Here is a 17,205-nt window from a genome sequence, read left to right as displayed (position 1 = left end):
CCCCAAGAGCATGGGGGGCTGTGTTTGGTGCTATGTAGTCTGCAGGTTACTTCTTTTCCTTCAGCATGCCCGAATGCAATAGCTGGAGCTGGACTTCGATATCGTTCAGCGACTCTTTATCTAAATTGAGCTGTTCTTCGGACATTTTTTTCCAGTCTTTATAATGCTGAAGATACAGGGCATATTTAAGCTGCAGCACATCGGCATGAATGGCGAGTCCTTTTTCATAAGTGAACCTGATTTCATTCTGGATCGTTTTCTTAGCCGCTGCAAGAAGCTCCTTCTCCTGCGCATTCCCAAACAACTCGACGACATTCCCCTGCAAAGAAATTTCTAGATCATACTGGGGTTGCATCGAAGCATTCTTCACTTCAATATGGATTAACGGATCTTCGAGCGATACGACCCCTAATAATTTACCTTTCTCTTGCACCTTTAACGGGGAGCGGAGTGTTTGTCCAGTTACCCAACGCAGCCCCTTTAAATCATCCTGTTTTAAAGATCCCTTAATCTTTTTACCGCTCATAATAAATGCACCGTCCCACTCCAGCTTCGCTTCGGGCTTACCGGATTTTTTCCATTGATCGGGATTGGTCGATAAGATGGGCAGCAGGACCGTCCTGGCAGGCTCGTAATAATCCCCCAGAAATGTCATGTACTGAAGCGGAAGAATCCAGGAATGCTGTTTATAATTGGCAGCAGGCGCGTGCGCTATCGTTTCACGGGGAGACAGGTTGAAGAAAGCGGGGGCATTCATAATTTCCTCAACGGACTGTTTGGTGCCGAATACCCACGGAGTGAGACGTATCTCCCGGAATCTCGTTAAAGCGTCTATATAACTTCCCGGCCATTGCTTGAGTGCTCTTTCTCCGATGATGATGGCGGTCACATGGCTCCATACCATTCTATGCTGCGCCGTATTGTAAAGATCGTTCATTGCTAGGTTCAGCGTTTCTCCTTTTCCTTTACCTATCCAATTGAGTGCTTTTCCTCTACCCTGAGGACTTTCCTGCTTGGCTATCGACGAGAATTCCATCAATTGGGCATAAACGACGTAATACGGTTTTTCGTAATCAAGCCCAATGGAAGTAATATAGTTGATTTTCTCTACATTTTGGGCATCCCAACAGCCGGTAATAAACGACATGCCTACAAGCAGGCATAGGACCCTTCCTATGTGCTTCATTCCGAATCGGATCTTTCCCGAGTAGAATCGATTGTATTCAGCATGCCCGGCCGGGTTTTCTCAGAGCTCCAGGGCAGCGCCAACAAAGCAGGAAGCAAGCCTCTGAATGTCACTGGGGACAGCGGTGCGAGATAGGGGAGACCGAATGACCGCAGACCGGATAAATAGACGACAATAAAGAACATCGAGACGAAGAAACCAAACAGCCCTATGATGGAGGAGCATACTAGAACAAAAAGCCGCAAAACACTCACCGTTCCGCTTAAAGACTGATTGACCAAAGTAAATGTAGCAACAGCGGTCACGGAGGAGGCAATCAGCATGGTAGGTGAAGCCAGTCCGGCACGAATGGCTGCGTCCCCGATAATGAGCCCCCCTACAACGGCGATCGTTTGTCCCACAGCCTTGGGAAGCCGTATGCCTGCCTCTCTGAAGATTTCAAACAAGAACAGCATAAGCAGCGCTTCAAGAGGCGCTGATGTAGGGAGACCGGTACGGGATGTAACGATGGTTGCCAACAGCGGAAAAGGAAGCTGCTCCATATTGAAAGTGCTTAAGGCAACCCAGAAGCCCGGAGTGAATATGGCGACAAACAATCCGACTAGCCGAAGCGCTCTTTCGAAGCTGACGAAGTAGAATGTAAGGTGCAGGTCCTCCGGCGATTTGAGCTGCTCGGTCAGATTAGATGGGGCGATGAGTGCCATTGGCGAACCATCCACAATGACGGCGAAGCGCCCGCGGAGTAAGCATTCGGCAATAAAATCCGGTCTCCCGATGTAGTCAATCAATGGAAACAGTGAAAAGGAACGGTCGGATATGCCTTCCTCAAGCTGTGCACTGCTCAATAAGGCGTCAACATGGATGTTGTTGAGTCGATTACGCGCTTCCTGGATCGTATTCGGATTGGCAATGTCTCGAATGTACATGAGCGACACCTTCGTCTTGCTTCTTGCCCCTATTTCGAACGGTTCATTGCATAAGGAAGGCGTCCGCAACCGTTTACGTATTAAAGCGACATTTGTGAAAATTTCCTCTGTGAAGGCATCCCTAGGACCTTTCAACGAGATTTCCGTCGCTGATTCCTCCGGTGTCCGCTGTGGAATTTGTGGAATGCAGACGGTGTAGATCAAGGATAAAGACTCAAATACGATGATAAGATTCCCGCTGAACAAACACGTAAACAAGCTTTCATCATCCCGAATCGATTGAAGCTGAAGCAGATCAGTCAAATTTTCCGTAATGGCTTTCCAGTCGGAATGGTCATTGATACTGATGTTTAAGTTAGGGATGACCCACTCGAGCATTTGCTTGGAATCGATCATTCCTTCGCAGTAAACGAAAACAACCGTGGGACATGCCTCATTGGTATATTTGTGAGAAATGACACTTACGTCAGCCGAATGGGCGAAATAAGAGCGAAGCATCGCCTCGTTCCATTGGGTCAATGTCTTTGAAGGCTGGCTTCTGGTAAGCGGTGAGGTTGTACGCTGCGATTCCAGCGTTTTACGTATCCATTGAAGAAACTTCATAAGCTGCTTCGTCCTTTCTGCTTGCTTTTTACGACCACGAGAGTGATGAGAACCAGCGAGAACACAAACGCCGTACAGAAGGTTATGGCGTAATAGTTGTGAATATAGGCAATGTAAGTCATGTCACTGATCGGCAGTAAGCAGAGAATGAATAGGCATAAGCTGATCAGATTGATAAAGAGTTGACGTTTGCGGGGCTGCCGCACCTGAAACAGATCCACAATCAGAAAAATGGATAAGGAAATACGGATAAAGCTTCCGGAAAGCCATTGATAGATAGAGAAAAAATCGACGTGCGCAACGTAATCCCCAATCGTTACGAGCCTCCACTGCTCATAGGCTGGGTAACGTAGCATAGCGGCTTCTTCCGGTCCGAAGGCAGCAATAGACCCTATAAGCGGTCCTATAGTCAACCCGCACATCACGGAGAGCAGTGCAAATAAGTGAACCCATTTGATAGGGCGGCTTAAAAAATGCTGCATGAACAAGATGACGATCAGTTCAATAAATCCTCCTCCTATATAAATCGCACATTGAGCAATGGAAGAAAGTTCGTTCGTGATCATCGGAAACAGAAGGTTATAACGCTTATATTGAAAATTAGCTCCCATAACGAAATAGCCAAGAATCACAACGAAGGGCAGAAGAACGCCCGCGGTAATCGCAATCGCTTGGATGCCTTTGCTTGCCGTGTAGCAGCACAGTATGACTAGACTGATTACAATGACGATAAGCGGTGTTTGCGGCAAATAGGTCACCTTGGTCCAATTCGCGGTTTCTTTCATCGCTATGAAAGCGATGGATAATAAATAAGCTGCGGCGGCACCCTGTATCAGTCGTGCGAACCAGACTCCTACATGACTCTTAAGCCAATCGATGAGATTGGCTTGACCTGTTTTGCTTGCTATTGCGAAAGGAATCCATATCCACGCTATAAAAAATAAAAAAGCGGCAATGACGCTGATCCATGCATCCCTCTTGGCTGTTTGAAGCAGCAAGGGAATCACGGTAACGTGATTAGCAAGCCCGACGGTCATGGTCAAGATGATGCACAATTGGAGCACGGAAATTTTATTGGACGAGTTCATGCTTGCAGGTCAGCTCCCTTATCTCACCCTAGCAGTCATATCCAAAAAGGGAGCGTTTTAGACTGGATTTTGTCGAATGGGGTCAAAATAAAGACCGCCTCAGTATAAGGCGGATTCATAGGAATCTTATTAGAAGGGGGCACGACGCAGACTGCGGATGGTTCCGGCTATTAAGCCAGCCGTTTGTTCAATGTGCTCATCTTTTACATTAGAAATACTTAGCCTAATTAAGCTTTCTTTCGGAAATCCGGATAAATAATAGGTATCGGCAGAATCCAGCCTCACGTGCTTTTTTAACAAACGTTCTTTTAAGGCCGTGATAGAGATCGGTTCCCTGATTGCAATGTGGGTATGAGCCCCTTTGTGCAGCGGAGCAAACTCAATGTCCCCCTCACGATCCAAAGCTCTTGTTAGATGCTCCATCCGCCGCTTGTAGACCGCCTGAATTTTTTGCTTATGCCGATTGAACATGCCGCTTTGGATATAAATTTCAAGAGCAGCCTGAGACAGCATGGAGCTGTCTATATCCTGCAGCTTTTTATACTTGTTAAACGTGTCTGCAAGGACAGGAGGCACTACAGCAGCTCCGACACGCAGCCCAGGAAATAAAATTTTGGAGTAGCTTTTTAAGTAAATGACATGTGCCGAGCTGTCGTAGGCATAGATAGGATCAGACTTGGGGTCATCCTCCAGATCGGCTAAGTAGTCATCCTCGACGATGTAGACGTCATATTTCTCCGCTAGCTCAGCAAGAATTTTTTTCTCCCGGGTGGAGTACGACGTTCCAAGCGGATTGTGAAACCGAGGCATAGTGTAGAACAGTTTGATATTCCCGGTGCGGAATAGCCTCTCAAGCTCATCGAAATCGATGCCCTGAGCCGTTCGCTTGATACCGATAACCGGCACACCATACGTTTCCAGCAGCTGAATGTACAAATGGTAGCTGGGCTGCTCGATAAGTACGGTCTTCTTTTGATTCGGAAAAGGCATGGATGTTAGTATGGCTAGCGCCTGCTGTATACCGGATGTAATGCAAATTTGGTGCGGCTTGGCAAAGACCTGGTAATTGGCTAACTGCTTATGAAGCACACGAATCAAGGAAGGGAGTCCGCTAGGCGTACCGTATTGGAATAAGTCGTTTTGATACATATCGATCGCTTTGTTGATACAATGCTGAAAATCGACATAGGGAAACACGCTCGGGTCCGGTGCCGCAGAGGTTAAATCTATCATTGCGGATGGTTCCTGCTGCTCGGATCGGTTATCGCGTTTAACTACGTAGTAGCCGCTCTTGGGGATCGAATAAATAAGGTGCCGCCGCTCCAGCTCGTCGTAAGCATTGATGACTGTGCTTTTGCTGCATTCATACTGCTCGGCGAGCGTACGGATAGGAGGAAGCTTGTGTCCATCCTTGAAATCGCCGCGTTCGATGCGGCCTTCCATGTCTTGAATAAGCTGTTCATACTTGAGCATTGAACGTTCCCTCCTTCAGCCGTATCTGTATCGGTACAGATAGCGGTTATTTGTGTTGTATGCGGTTGGTCGCTAACTTATAGTAAATATGCCGGCCGGCAAATGATGCTTTATAGATGAATAGGAGTGATTGGAATGCTAGGTACCTCGCAAGCAAAGGCTTATTTGGCTGCGTCCTTATACGCCATCATTATAAGTTTGTCGTTTCTATTTGTAAAACTGGCGTTGGCCGTATCGGACCCTATGGATGCGATGGCGCATCGCTTCACTATTTCCTGGTTGGCTATTGGTATTCCCGTTCTATTCGGGTGGGTTCGCCTCAACATAAGCTGGAAAGATATTGTACGGATTTTACCCTTGTCCTTGCTGTATCCGGCGATGTTTTTCAGCTTTCAAGGTTACGGATTAAGCTATAGCTCCTCGTCGGAGGGGGGCATTATTCAGGCCACAGTGCCTATATTTACGATGATACTTGCCTCGATCTTTTTAAAAGAAAGGACGACTCTATGGCAAAAGCTGTCCGTTATGGTGTCGGTAGCCGGAGTCGTATTTATATTCATCATGCAAGGCGCCGGACTATCTGCCGATCATCTGCTGGGCATTTCTTTACTGCTGCTGTCCTGCCTGTCGTTTGCCGGATATAACGTGTTGGCGCGACCTATAAGTCAAAAGTTCAAGGGGATGGAAATATCCTTCATTATGCTGACGATCGGGTTCGTATGCTTTAATGGAATGGCTCTTGTCAAGCACGGGTTGGACGGCAGCATCCACGCCTTTGTTCAGCCGCTGGCTTCGCCTACATTTGTCTTGTCGACGTTGTATTTGGGTGTTCTGTCTTCTTTGGGCACCACCTTGCTTCTGACTTATGCGATATCACGGATGGAGGCATCCAAGCTCAGCGTGTTCAGCAACTTGTCGACTTTGATCTCCATGGGAGCAGGGGTCGTGTTCCTAGGCGAACAGCTGAAATATTATCACGTGATCGGTGCGGTCATGATTGTGGCAGGAGTTCTCGGAACGAACTTTTTGGATAAAGTTAGGCTTGGTTCCAGGCTAGAGTTGAGAGAACAGAAGGAGTCCATGTAAAAAACGGTTCGTGGACCCTCTATTTCAGGAAATTTATGTTGAAATAAAAGTTAACTCGTGTTAATTTATTTATACAAGTTAATTTTTATGCGGAAGGATTTTACCCAACGTGCAGGAAAACACAATAGCTTTACGGGAGCTGAAAAAAGCCCGAGCCAAATTAGCCTTGTACGAAGCCAGCTTGGAGCTGATCGGCGAGAAATCGTTTCGGGAAGTATATCTGGAAGATATTTGCCGCAAGGCGGAAATATCGAAGGTGACGTTCTTTAAGTTTTTTCGCCAGAAGGAAGACGTGCTCGTTTATTACATGAGAGTGTGGTTGACGGAACGTATGATTGAGCTTGCGAAGGAACCGAAACGGGGATTTGCTGCATTGCGTCATATTTTCTCGGACGTAGCCGAGCGTTCCAAGAAATGGCCCGGCTTGATGCTAAGCCTGATCAGCTTTTTATCCGAGATGAAGATGCATCCGTGTATGCCCAAGCTAAGCGAAGCGGAAGTATACCTCCTGTTTCCCGATCATATGGAGCTGGGAAGACGGGACCCGAATCTGTTCGAGCTGTATAGACAGTTTATGGATGAGGCTTACACCAATGGAGAGCTGAGGGAAGGGATAACGTCTGCAGCTGCTGTGCAGATGGCCTTTACGATCTTTTATGGTGCGTTTCTCACGGCCCATCTGTACCGCTCGAAAGATGTCATGGGAGTATATGATGCTCATTTGAAGCTGTTAATGCGCAGTTAACAACCTATTTGAATATAGAAGGGTGAGTTGCAGGATGTCAAAGGTAATCCCAGGAAGGTATACGGCGCAGATGGATGGCTCCTTCGTTGTCTTTATCATCGGGATGCGCATTAACAAGCTGTGGGCAGTGCACAAGTGGGTACCGGTAATGAAAGCAATGCCCAAAATGCTGAAGGAGCTGTATCAGAATCCGGATCTTGGATTTTTATCAGCTAGTTATTTCCTCTCATGGCGCGGTTTGTCCATCGTTCAATATTGGAGAAGCTTTGAGCAGCTGGAGCACTACGCAAGACATGGAGCGATTCATCTGACAGCCTGGCGCGAGTTTAACCAAAAGGTCGGAACAAGCGGAACGGTAGGGATTTATCATGAGTCTTACTTGATTGATGAAGGGAAGCATGAATGCTTTTACAGCAACATGCCCGTGTTCGGTTTGGCGCAGGCAGGCTCCCACATTCCCGTGACTAACAGAAGGGAGAGCGCCCGGCAACGGTTGGATGCCGACAGGTATGGATCGGGTTCGGAAGTATCCGGCTGATTCTCAGACGATGACATAAAAAGGAGCTGTACCCCAATATATTGGGAAGTCAGCTCCTTTTTATCGTATATCTTATTCTAACCAGATTAATCTCCTCAGGCTGAAGGTCTTCGGCCCATGATCAATGTGATGACAAACAAGATTAGGAATATAACGAACAATATTTTGGCAATACCGGCTGCCGCGGAAGCAATCCCAAGAAATCCGAAGACTCCGGCAATGATCGCAACGACTAGAAATAAAAGTGCCCAGCTTAACATATGCCTCACCTCCTGAAGTTGGTTTTGGTTCAATGAGCAGTTCCTATCGGTTATATGACGGTATACCTGCTAGCGCAATGTTCCGTCCGGCCCCATAGTGTCGGATAGATAAAGTCCTGCAGGCGGAACGACCGGCTCTTCGCGATGTAGATCACGTCGGCGTGCGTCCTCCAGATCATGACGATCGATATCGTCATACCATACCATGACAAGAATTTTCCCTTTGTCCAGCTCTCCTTCAAAATGATCGGCTTCATCCTTGGTTAGGCCAAGCGAATGCATTTTGGAGCGAAGTTGGTCTCCTTTGGAACGGAACAAGTTCGCGAAGGTGTTGGCAATCCCTTCTTCATACAAGCCTACCTTGTTTGTGTCCATCAAGTCAGCTAGTCCTTCGGTCGTTTTGTCGTCGTGGGCCAGCACGTAGATTTCTTCAAGTGCGTAGCCTTCTCTGCGGAAAGAACGAATGGCCTCAATCGCCTGTTCTTCTGTCATTACCAGCCTCACTTTGTTATTCATGGTAATCCCTCCTTAGAGTTTTCGAAGTTCGAAGAAAGCTTGCTCCGTAAGCGCTGGAGAGTTTCAAAGAAAACTCTCATCGGATGCGTTGCCACGCTTTCGATGAAGCTAGCTTCGCCAGTTTCATCACAGTATTCGTGATTGCTTGAGGTTGTCTAACTGCCGTGACTGGCATGCCTTTACTTAACCGCGTGTTATCGTAGTGAAACAATACTTCATCGGTGATTCAATTTTGTTCAGAATGGTTACATATTTATAGAACAATATTTATAATAAGAAGGAAGCAAAAAGCGTAACGATAGGGGATTTGCAGCAGATGAATATCGTGATCGTGGATGACAACCCCATCAATTTGATGGTAATTGAAAAAATATTAAGCAATAAGGGATACTCTCATTTTATTAAGCTGTCTTCCGCCCTGGAGCTGCTTGATCTATTAAATGTAGGTACAGGTGCAGGTCCTAAAGAACCGGTAGACTTAATATTACTTGATATGATGATGCCTGAAATGGATGGGCTGGAGGCTTGCAGACGTATTCAACAATGTGAGGAGCTTAAGGACATACCCATCATTATCGTAACGGCACTCGGTGATTCCAATTTGTTGGCAGAGGTGCTGGAGGCCGGTGCCTCCGATTATGTCGTGAAGCCCATCAACAAGGTGGAGCTGATTGCCCGCATCGGGGTCGCGCTTCGATTGAAGCATGAGAAGGATTGGCATAAAGAAAATGACGCCCGCATCAAGAGCGAGCTTGAGCTGGCCAAACAGGTACAAAGCAGCGTGCTGAGTCAGCCAATCCATACGGATGTGCTAGATATCAGTGCTTCCTACCATCCTTCCTATGAGCTTGCAGGGGATTTATATTCCTGGTATCGCATTGACGATCACCGTTATGGAATTGTTCTGCTCGATATGATGGGACATGGCATTTCATCGTCGCTTGTATGTATGTTCATTTCCTCGGTCATGCAGGACACAATCACCCGCTATGTATCGCCGGACCTGGTCATTGCCGAGTTAAATCGGTATATGAACCAATTGAACAATCGTAAAAATAACAGCTTCAGCTATTATTTTACGGCGATCTATTTATTGATTGATACGGAAGCGAAGACCATTGAGTATGTGAATGCCGGACATCCGCCAGGTATGCTGTTTGAAAGAGGAAAGCCCGTCCGTTTATTGGACCAAGGAGGCTGTGCGGTAGGCTTTTTTGAGCAGATGAACATTCAAAAAATGGTGTTTGAATACGAACAGCCAATTCAGCTTTACTTATATACGGATGGTCTTCTGGAGGCCATAGAAGAGGAAGGACAGGATGAAACGGACAAGCTCATTCGGGAGCTTGTTTCATGCAGCGAAGAGCCTGAGCTGACTTGCATTATAGACCGCCTCATTCCTCCTGAAATCAGAGAGGAGCAGGAGGACGATATTTGTATGGTCATGGTTCGAGCGAAGTAGAATGACTGGATTTGGCTAGAAGGAGAGAATGTATGAAAATTAAATCCAAGCTATTTCTCGGCTTCGGCACCCTAATGATTCTCATGTTCATGCTCGCAGGGATTGGCATCAACCGATTAAATACTATTGATGAGAGCATGACCGAAATATATAACAATCGCTATATGAAGGTACAGCTTACGGCAGAGCTTCGTGACGGAACGACGGAGCTAGCTAAAGTGCTGGCCAATCTGCTTTTGAATGCCGATCCTTCCAAGTCAAGTCAATATATAGAGGCCATTCGTACGGATAGCACGATCGTGACCAGAGCGCTCAATCGAATGGATTCCGAATTTAAAGGAACCATGGAGCAGTCATTAGCGGCTGACATTGTGACTAATGGGAAAAAGTTTTTGCAGTACAAGGATGATGTCATTCAGCTGTATAGAGCGGGAAAGCAGGCAGAAGCGAACCAGCTGCGTACAGCTCTCGGTATCGGCTATCAGGACGATTTTGTAGGCAGTATCAGTTCCATGACGGACTATCAGGAAGAATCCATGAAGCAGGCTTTGACCGCTGCGGAGGATGCTAATAGCCGCGCCTACCTGTACACCTTGCTGCTGACCATTGTAAGCCTGCTGCTTGGAATTGGCATCATGTTCTGGATTGTTCTGAGCGTAACACGGGGGCTTGGGATGTTATCTGGCATTATCTCTAACTTTGGCGCTGAGAAAGAGCAAGGCAAATGGATGGGCTCCTATCGTATTGATATTAGAACGACGGATGAGTTTGCCGATATTGCCCATATCTTTAATGAAATAGCGGAGGATTTGGAGGAAACGACAGCCAAAGAACGTCAGTTAAGTCGTTTGAATGCCGACCAGGCATGGCTTGAATCCCATATTTCATTCGTCACGACAGCGCTGCAGGAAGCCCGCTGTTTCGAGGAAATGGCTCACACATTTATTGGTGAGCTTAGCCGAATTATCGGCGCGCAGAGCGGGGCGATCTACATCGCCGAGAAAAAATCAGAAGGCATAAATAAGGCTAATCAGCGCTTTTTGTTACAAGGGACTTACGCTCGTTCCGATGAGGCGGAACCGTTGAAGGTGGTTGTTCCCGGACAGGGGCTTATCGGACAATGTGCTTTGGACGGGAAGCCTATCGACATTTCGGAGGTTCCGTCCGATTACGTGAAGATTAGCTCCTCATTCGGAGAAATTGCCCCTTTGTCGCTAGCTGTTCGCGCTGCTGTTTCCTTAGACGAGGTTGTAGCGGTTTTCGAGGTAGCTGCACTTCGTTCGCTAACGGAGCTGGAGCTCCAATTGTTAGATCGTCTTAGCGAGATTGCCGCGGTGACGGTTCAGCGCATTCGCGGACAGCTGCGAGTAGAAGAGCTGCTGCGTGTTTCACAAATGTTAACCGATGAGCTGCAGAGCCAATCGGAGGAGCTGTTAAGCCAGCAGGACGAGCTGAAGTCTTCTAATGAGAAGCTGGAAGAGCAAACCAAAGCTTTACAAGCCTCTGAGGAGCTGCTGCAGCGCCAGCAGGAGGAACTCGAGCAGATCAACTCCGACTTACTGGGCAAAACCAAGCAGCTTGAAGAGCAGATCTTGGAATCGGAAGAAATGAACCGTCAAATTGAGCATGCTAACGACGCACTGGAGAAGCAGGCGCTCGAGCTGGCTTTTGCCTCCAAATATAAATCGGAATTTCTCGCCAACATGTCGCACGAGCTGCGGACGCCTCTTAACAGTCTGCTGATCCTATCTCAGTTATTACAAGAGAACAAGGAAGGGAATTTGAGCGGCAAGCAGGTCGAATATGCGGAGACGATCTATTCGTCGGGAACCGATTTGCTGAAACTGATCGATGACGTGCTTGATTTGGCCAAGGTGGAATCCGGCAAGATGGAGCTCCATACCGAACCTATCTTGATTCAAGATATCGCGGATTCCCTCTTTAAGGCATTTGCACCGCTCGCGAGGAAGAAAAGGCTGTCGTTCGACATTCTAATAGAAGAAGGAACTCCAAAGGAAATGGTCACGGACACGCTTCGTCTTCAGCAGGTGCTGAAAAATTTACTTTCCAACGCGTTTAAATTTACAACGCAAGGCAGTGTCTCGCTCCAGATCGGTACGTATGTTGAAGATGCATCTATGCTTCGGTTTACGATTGCGGATACAGGAATAGGCATCCCTGAGGAGAAGCAAAGGATGATCTTCGAGGCTTTCCAGCAGGCTGACGGTACGACGAGCCGCAATTATGGTGGTACGGGCCTTGGACTCTCGATCAGTCGACAGATGGCTGGGCTGCTTGGCGGCTGTATTGAGCTGGAGAGCGTTGAAGGCGAAGGAAGCCAATTTACATTTTATGTGCCTCAAAATCACGAGTCCTTGTTTTATGGCAGCAAGGAAGCTGCAGCCACATCGGATACGGAGCCACTGAGGGCAGAGCCTCTACAGCTTCATGAAAGACTACAGCGAGGTTCATCCTACGAGAAGTCTCCAATCAACAAGACACCGATGCTATCCGATGACCGCAGCTCCTTGGAGGAAGGCGACCGTGTGCTGTTAATCGTGGAGGATGATGTGCACTTCGCTCAAATTTGTATCGATACAGCCCGCGAGCGAGGATTCAAGACTATTGCGGCTCTCCAAGGAGACATTGGACTGCAGTTGGCTAAAGAATATAAGCCTGATGCCATATTGCTTGATATTCAGCTTCCTGTTATTGATGGGTGGTCGATTCTCGTTCACCTGAAAAATGATCCTGGCACACGTCATATTCCAGTGCATATCGTTTCTGTCGTAGATGAAATCCAACAAGGTCTCTCTATGGGAGCGATGGCCTATTTGCAAAAACCATCCAGCAAGGAAAGCCTGGAGCAGGCGTTCGTGCAGATTGAGGCATTTTTGGACAGCAGTATGAGAAGGCTTCTGCTTGTAGGAAATGACGAGAATCAACGAAACAGCTTGTTGGAGCTGATTGAACATGACGATGTTCATATTGTTAGTGTGTCTGATGGAGTGGAGGCATGGAAAGAACTTCAGAGCCAATCGTTTGACTGCATGGTCATCGATATGGGGCCAACCGATCTGGCTGAGTTCGAGCTGCTGGACCGAATCAAATCGGAGGAAAGCTTGCGTCGGCTGCCCATCGTTATTTATACGGAGCATAAATGGGACAGCAAGGAGCGGCTGCGGCTTAAAAAGTATGCCGAGTCTATCATTATTAAGGATGTCAAATCACCGGAGCGTCTGCTGGACGAAACGGCTATGTTCCTTCACAGGGTTGAGGAGAATCTTCCGGAAGCGAAGCGCCGGATCCTTCAAAAGCTGCACAGTAAAGAAGCCGTATTCTCCGGTAAAAAAGTACTGCTTGTAGACGATGACATTCGCAATGTGTTCGCGCTCTCGAATTTATTAGAGCGTTATGATATGCAGACTTCCTTCGCGGAAACAGGCAAGCAAGCACTGGAGCGTCTGGCGGAAAATCCGAACTTTGATCTAGTACTCATGGATATTATGATGCCGGAAATGGACGGTTACGAAGCGATGCGCGCCATTCGCAGCCAACCGCAGTTCGAACGCTTACCGATTATTGCCCTTACGGCCAAAGCTATGAAGGATGACCGCGAGAAGTGTGTTCAGGCAGGGGCGTCCGATTATATTACAAAGCCCGTTCATACGGAGCAGCTGCTTTCCCTCATCCGAGTATGGCTCTGTAAATAAAGGGATGACGAAACAAATTTCTTGAGAGGAGGCTAGGTGTGAAAGGGGATGTTTGGACACCAGGAACCACAGAGCGTGTTGAGAACCCTGTGGACGAGGAAGCAGAACGTGAGCGAATAGAAATCGGACTTCTGCTTGAAGGCCTATTTAGGCTGTATGGATACGATTTTCGCCACTATGCTTACCCAACATTACGTCGGCGTATTTATCACCGACTTTACGGGGAACGATTGCAGACGGTGTCCGAGCTGCAGGCTAGAGTGATGCATGACAGAAACTGTATGGAGCGTCTTGTATCTGACTTGGTTATCCATGTCACCGAAATGTTTCGTGACCCGAGCTTGTTCGCCGCCTTCCGGCAAAAGGTCATCCCGCTGCTGCGGAATGTGCCTGCTATCCGTATTTGGCATGCCGGATGTTCGACAGGTGAAGAAGTGTATTCCATGGCCATTTTGCTATATGAGGAAGGCTTGTACGACCGAACGATGCTGTATGCGACCGACATGAATGAGGATGTGCTGCAGCGTGCCGAGAAGGGCGTGTATCCTCTGACAAAAATGCGGGAGTATACGAAAAATTATATTCATGCCGGCGGCAAGGATGAATTTTCACGTTATTATACGACGGCCGATGATGCGGCCTATCTTCAATCGTTTTTACGGAAAAATATTGTATTTGCACAGCATAATTTGGTGACGGACCGCTCTTTCAATGAATTTCATGTTATTTTTTGCCGCAATGTACTTATTTACTTTAACTCCGAGCTGCAGAGCAAAGTACATGACCTCATGTATGAGAGCTTGAGCCGCTCGGGTGTGTTTATTCTGGGTGACAAAGAAACGATTACATTTACAAAGCATGCCGCATGTTACGAAATGATAGATCCGCAGGAAAAAATGTATTGCAAGATCAAGTAAAGTGATTCAAATGCAGCAATGGAAGGGAATGGGAAAGCTTCAATGAATGAATCGATTCATATTTTGCTTGTTGACGATCAACCGGAGAATCTCCTGGCACTTGAGGCTATGCTTGGCGATCAGCCATACCATCTGGTCAAGGCTTATTCAGGAGAAGAGGCTCTTCGCTGTCTGCTGACCTATGATTTTGCTGTTATTGTTCTGGACGTGCAGATGCCGGGAATGGATGGCTTTGAGACGGCCAAATGGATCAAATCACGTGACAAATCCAAGGCTGTGCCTATTATTTTCGTTACCGCTGCCTATCATGAGCAGGATCAATCCTGTACTGCCTATTCTGTTGGGGCTATTGATTACATGGTGAAGCCTGTCATGCCGCATGTCCTTCGTTCCAAAATCGAAGGCTTCGTTCATATTTATGTGACCCAGCAGGAACTGCAGAGACAGACAGCCCTATTGCAGGAGCGAACGAAAGAGCTGCAGTTTGCGAAAGAGGAGGCGGAGCAGGCTGCCAGAGCCAAATCTGAATTTTTAGCGGTAATGAGTCATGAAATTCGGACCCCGCTCAATGGGGTGCTGGCGATGGCGGATCTGCTTCTCGATACGAAGCTGTCGGCTGAGCAGAGGGAGTACTCGGAAACGATTCGCAAAAGCGGAGCTTCCCTGCTTACCATATTGAATGATGTTCTCGATCTATCCAAAATTGAATCCGGAAAAATGGAAATTACCGAGGAGCTCTTCCACCTTCATTCGTGCTTGCAAGAATCGGTAGGTCTTTTTCTTCTGGAAACCCGACGCAAATCGTTGGACATCACTTATGAGATTGATCCGCGGCTGCCTGAGCTGCTGGTAGGTGATGAGTCCAGATTGAGACAAATCCTTGTTAATTTACTTGGAAATGCCGTGAAATTCACGGAGCGCGGAGGGGTTCATTTATCCGTCAGAGAGCTTTCCCACAGCCACAGCGACGTAGAAATCGAATTTGCCGTGCAGGATACAGGAATCGGAATTCCTCTTCGGAAGCGTGACGTCCTTTTCAAACCATTTTCCCAATTAGATTCCTCCACAACCCGCAAATATGGCGGTACCGGCTTAGGTCTTGCAATTTGTAAAAACTTCTCCGAGCTGCTTGGCGGTTCGATTCACTTGGATACTAATTACACAGCTGGAGCCAAGTTTGTGTTTACGATACGCGCGCAAGTAGGGGTGCTGGAGGAACAAACCTTTTAGTCCACAATTAGATAAATCGAATAAATAATGAAAATGCCTATAAAAAGCGATAGGCTTTTTTTGTTTTGTTTTTTAGATGATGTAAAGTCTGGGATGGAATTCAACTGCGATAAAAAGAGTGAAAAATCGATTAAAGATCATACTAATCAGGACTGCCCAAATCCAAAAGCGATTGTTTCAATGATATCCCCTTCGTTTAATCAATAGTATGAGGATCATGAATCTACATAAACTGAAAGGTTTGGTGATGACGGGATGAAACAAAAGCAATGTGTAGCTATGCTGCTTGCCGGAGGGGAAGGAAAGAGATTGGGCATACTGACGAGTCAAAAGGCGAAGCCTGCCGTCCATTTTGGCGGTTCAGCCCGAATGATTGATTTTGCGCTTAGTAACTGCCGACATTCCTGCCTCGACACGGTTGGTGTAGTGACACAATATCGTCCTGAGTCTCTGCATCATCATATCGGTTTGGGCTCCGCTTGGTTAGAACAGCCGGAGCGGGGGGAGATTGCTTTACTTTCGTCCCGTCAGGCCCATATCGGAGATGCCGGGTACCAGGGAACGGCGGATGCGATCTACCGCAATTGGCCGTTTATTGAGAAATATAATCCGGATACGGTTCTCATTCTTTCGGGAGACCATATTTATCATATGGATTATCGCAAGCTGCTGGAGCAACATTTGGCCACAGAGGCGGATGCCACCATTGCTGTAACTCCGGTGCCTATGTCGGAAGCAAGCCGGTTTGGCATTATGAAGACAGACTCTGAGGGACGAATTACCGAGTTTGCGGAGAAACCGAAAATGCCGACAAGCAACCTTGCCTCCATGGGCATCTATATATTCAAAACTTCATTCCTTCGAGCCTATTTGGAACGGGATGCCGAAGATACGACGTCGAGCCATGATTTCGGTAAAAATGTTATCCCGGCTATGTTGAAGGAAGACGCTAAGCTTCATGTCCACGAATTCAAGGACTACTGGAAAGATGTTGGCACAATCGACAGCTTGTGGGAAGCTCATATGGATTTGCTGGGCAGAAATCCCCTTTTTACATCGAGCTTGGCTTCCAGACCGCTATATAGTGCTAAAGGCGTGACGGCTTCGCGGTTTATAGAATCGTTAGGTCAAGTGAAGCAATCGCTGGTTTGCTCGGATTGTACCATTCATGGGCAGGTAGAGAATTCCGTTATTTCAACCGAAGTCGTTATCGGGCAAGGCAGTCGAATCTATGACAGTGTCATCATGCCGGGCGCACAAATCGGTAATGGAGTGACCATCTACAGATCGATTATTGGGGAAGACGCCGTCGTACGCGATGGGGCAATATGTGGTTCTATGACTAACCATTCGATTACGGTTGTTGGAGATCGCGAGATCGTAAACGCACAGGGTCAGAAGCTGCCCAAAATATTCGTTTCCGCTAATCAATTACATGCGGAGCTCATAGGTTAGTATTAGG

The 17,205-nt window shown here is 47.3% G+C and carries 14 protein-coding genes; 8 read left to right on the top strand and 6 right to left on the bottom strand.

Features of this window, described 5'->3' with window-relative positions:
• Positions 1-46 precede the first annotated feature (46 nt).
• The 4 genes from QMA13_RS32400 to QMA13_RS32385 form a co-directional block, all read right to left on the bottom strand.
• A complete protein-coding gene (locus QMA13_RS32400; RefSeq protein WP_282937752.1) occupies positions 47-1,186 on the bottom strand; it encodes a Ger(x)C family spore germination protein in 1,140 nt (379 codons plus the stop codon).
• The gene (locus QMA13_RS32395; RefSeq protein WP_282937751.1) at positions 1,183-2,715 is read right to left on the bottom strand and encodes a spore germination protein; all 1,533 of its coding nucleotides are present in this window, start codon (positions 2,713-2,715) and stop codon (positions 1,183-1,185) included. The genes QMA13_RS32400 and QMA13_RS32395 overlap by 4 nt, the downstream gene beginning before the upstream one ends.
• Positions 2,712-3,803 (bottom strand): GerAB/ArcD/ProY family transporter, encoded by a 1,092-nt coding sequence (locus QMA13_RS32390; RefSeq protein ID WP_282937750.1) that lies wholly within the window; start codon positions 3,801-3,803, stop codon positions 2,712-2,714. Before QMA13_RS32390 ends, QMA13_RS32395 begins: the two co-directional genes overlap by 4 nt.
• A gap of 129 nt (positions 3,804-3,932) precedes the next feature.
• The gene (locus QMA13_RS32385) at positions 3,933-5,276 is read right to left on the bottom strand and encodes an aminotransferase-like domain-containing protein (RefSeq protein ID WP_282937749.1); all 1,344 of its coding nucleotides are present in this window, start codon (positions 5,274-5,276) and stop codon (positions 3,933-3,935) included.
• A gap of 135 nt (positions 5,277-5,411) precedes the next feature.
• Between QMA13_RS32385 and QMA13_RS32380 the strand changes: the two genes are divergently transcribed.
• The 3 genes from QMA13_RS32380 (at position 5,412) to QMA13_RS32370 (ending at position 7,645) form a co-directional block, all read left to right on the top strand.
• Complete coding sequence (locus QMA13_RS32380) at positions 5,412-6,362, top strand: DMT family transporter (protein ID WP_282937748.1); 951 nt, start codon at positions 5,412-5,414, stop codon at positions 6,360-6,362.
• A gap of 109 nt (positions 6,363-6,471) precedes the next feature.
• Positions 6,472-7,107, top strand: coding sequence for a TetR/AcrR family transcriptional regulator (locus QMA13_RS32375; protein ID WP_282937747.1), 636 nt, complete (start codon positions 6,472-6,474; stop codon positions 7,105-7,107).
• A 34-nt stretch (positions 7,108-7,141) separates the two neighbouring features.
• Positions 7,142-7,645 (top strand): DUF4188 domain-containing protein, encoded by a 504-nt coding sequence (locus QMA13_RS32370; protein ID WP_282937746.1) that lies wholly within the window; start codon positions 7,142-7,144, stop codon positions 7,643-7,645.
• A gap of 95 nt (positions 7,646-7,740) precedes the next feature.
• Here QMA13_RS32370 and QMA13_RS32365 read toward each other — a convergent pair whose 3' ends face one another.
• Both QMA13_RS32365 and QMA13_RS32360 read right to left on the bottom strand, forming a co-directional pair.
• Positions 7,741-7,905, bottom strand: coding sequence for a DUF1328 domain-containing protein (locus tag QMA13_RS32365; protein ID WP_282937745.1), 165 nt, complete (start codon positions 7,903-7,905; stop codon positions 7,741-7,743).
• Positions 7,906-7,974: 69 nt separating this feature from the next.
• Entirely contained in the window at positions 7,975-8,421 is a 447-nt protein-coding gene (locus QMA13_RS32360) for a YflT domain-containing protein (RefSeq protein ID WP_282937744.1), read from the bottom strand.
• A 316-nt stretch (positions 8,422-8,737) separates the two neighbouring features.
• On the opposite strand from QMA13_RS32360, the gene QMA13_RS32355 reads away from it, so the two are divergent.
• The 5 genes from QMA13_RS32355 to QMA13_RS32335 all read left to right on the top strand — a co-directional run bounded on the left by QMA13_RS32355 (position 8,738) and on the right by QMA13_RS32335 (position 17,198).
• The gene (locus QMA13_RS32355) at positions 8,738-9,883 is read left to right on the top strand and encodes a SpoIIE family protein phosphatase (protein WP_282937743.1); all 1,146 of its coding nucleotides are present in this window, start codon (positions 8,738-8,740) and stop codon (positions 9,881-9,883) included.
• A 32-nt stretch (positions 9,884-9,915) separates the two neighbouring features.
• A complete protein-coding gene (locus QMA13_RS32350; protein ID WP_282937742.1) occupies positions 9,916-13,596 on the top strand; it encodes a response regulator in 3,681 nt (1,226 codons plus the stop codon).
• A gap of 38 nt (positions 13,597-13,634) precedes the next feature.
• Positions 13,635-14,513, top strand: coding sequence for a CheR family methyltransferase (locus QMA13_RS32345; RefSeq protein WP_282937741.1), 879 nt, complete (start codon positions 13,635-13,637; stop codon positions 14,511-14,513).
• 42 nt (positions 14,514-14,555) lie between these two features.
• Entirely contained in the window at positions 14,556-15,743 is a 1,188-nt protein-coding gene (locus QMA13_RS32340; RefSeq protein ID WP_282937740.1) for an ATP-binding protein, read from the top strand.
• Positions 15,744-15,998: 255 nt separating this feature from the next.
• Positions 15,999-17,198 carry a glucose-1-phosphate adenylyltransferase gene (locus QMA13_RS32335; RefSeq protein WP_282937739.1) on the top strand — a complete coding sequence of 400 codons (1,200 nt, stop codon included), beginning with the start codon at positions 15,999-16,001 and terminating at the stop codon, positions 17,196-17,198.
• Positions 17,199-17,205: the final 7 nt, after the last annotated feature.

Origin of the sequence: Paenibacillus sp. RC67, from assembly GCF_030020805.1 — a bacterium.
GTDB lineage: Bacteria > Bacillota > Bacilli > Paenibacillales > NBRC-103111 > Paenibacillus_S.
The sequence above is the reverse complement of the archived record's forward strand: the minus strand, read 5'-3'. Positions and strand labels throughout refer to the sequence as shown.

Excerpts from the sequence above, each read along its gene's own strand:
- QMA13_RS32400 (WP_282937752.1), bottom strand. The coding sequence starts at position 1,186 with ATGAAGCACATAGGAAGGGTCCTATGCCTGCTTGTAGGCATGTCGTTT.
- QMA13_RS32395 (WP_282937751.1), bottom strand. The coding sequence starts at position 2,715 with ATGAAGTTTCTTCAATGGATACGTAAAACGCTGGAATCGCAGCGTACA.
- QMA13_RS32390 (WP_282937750.1), bottom strand. The coding sequence starts at position 3,803 with ATGAACTCGTCCAATAAAATTTCCGTGCTCCAATTGTGCATCATCTTG.
- QMA13_RS32385 (WP_282937749.1), bottom strand. The coding sequence starts at position 5,276 with ATGCTCAAGTATGAACAGCTTATTCAAGACATGGAAGGCCGCATCGAA.
- QMA13_RS32380 (WP_282937748.1), top strand. The coding sequence starts at position 5,412 with ATGCTAGGTACCTCGCAAGCAAAGGCTTATTTGGCTGCGTCCTTATAC.
- QMA13_RS32370 (WP_282937746.1), top strand. The coding sequence starts at position 7,142 with ATGTCAAAGGTAATCCCAGGAAGGTATACGGCGCAGATGGATGGCTCC.
- QMA13_RS32365 (WP_282937745.1), bottom strand. The coding sequence starts at position 7,905 with ATGTTAAGCTGGGCACTTTTATTTCTAGTCGTTGCGATCATTGCCGGA.
- QMA13_RS32360 (WP_282937744.1), bottom strand. The coding sequence starts at position 8,421 with ATGAATAACAAAGTGAGGCTGGTAATGACAGAAGAACAGGCGATTGAG.
- QMA13_RS32355 (WP_282937743.1), top strand. The coding sequence starts at position 8,738 with ATGAATATCGTGATCGTGGATGACAACCCCATCAATTTGATGGTAATT.
- QMA13_RS32350 (WP_282937742.1), top strand. The coding sequence starts at position 9,916 with ATGAAAATTAAATCCAAGCTATTTCTCGGCTTCGGCACCCTAATGATT.
- QMA13_RS32340 (WP_282937740.1), top strand. The coding sequence starts at position 14,556 with ATGAATGAATCGATTCATATTTTGCTTGTTGACGATCAACCGGAGAAT.
- QMA13_RS32335 (WP_282937739.1), top strand. The coding sequence starts at position 15,999 with ATGAAACAAAAGCAATGTGTAGCTATGCTGCTTGCCGGAGGGGAAGGA.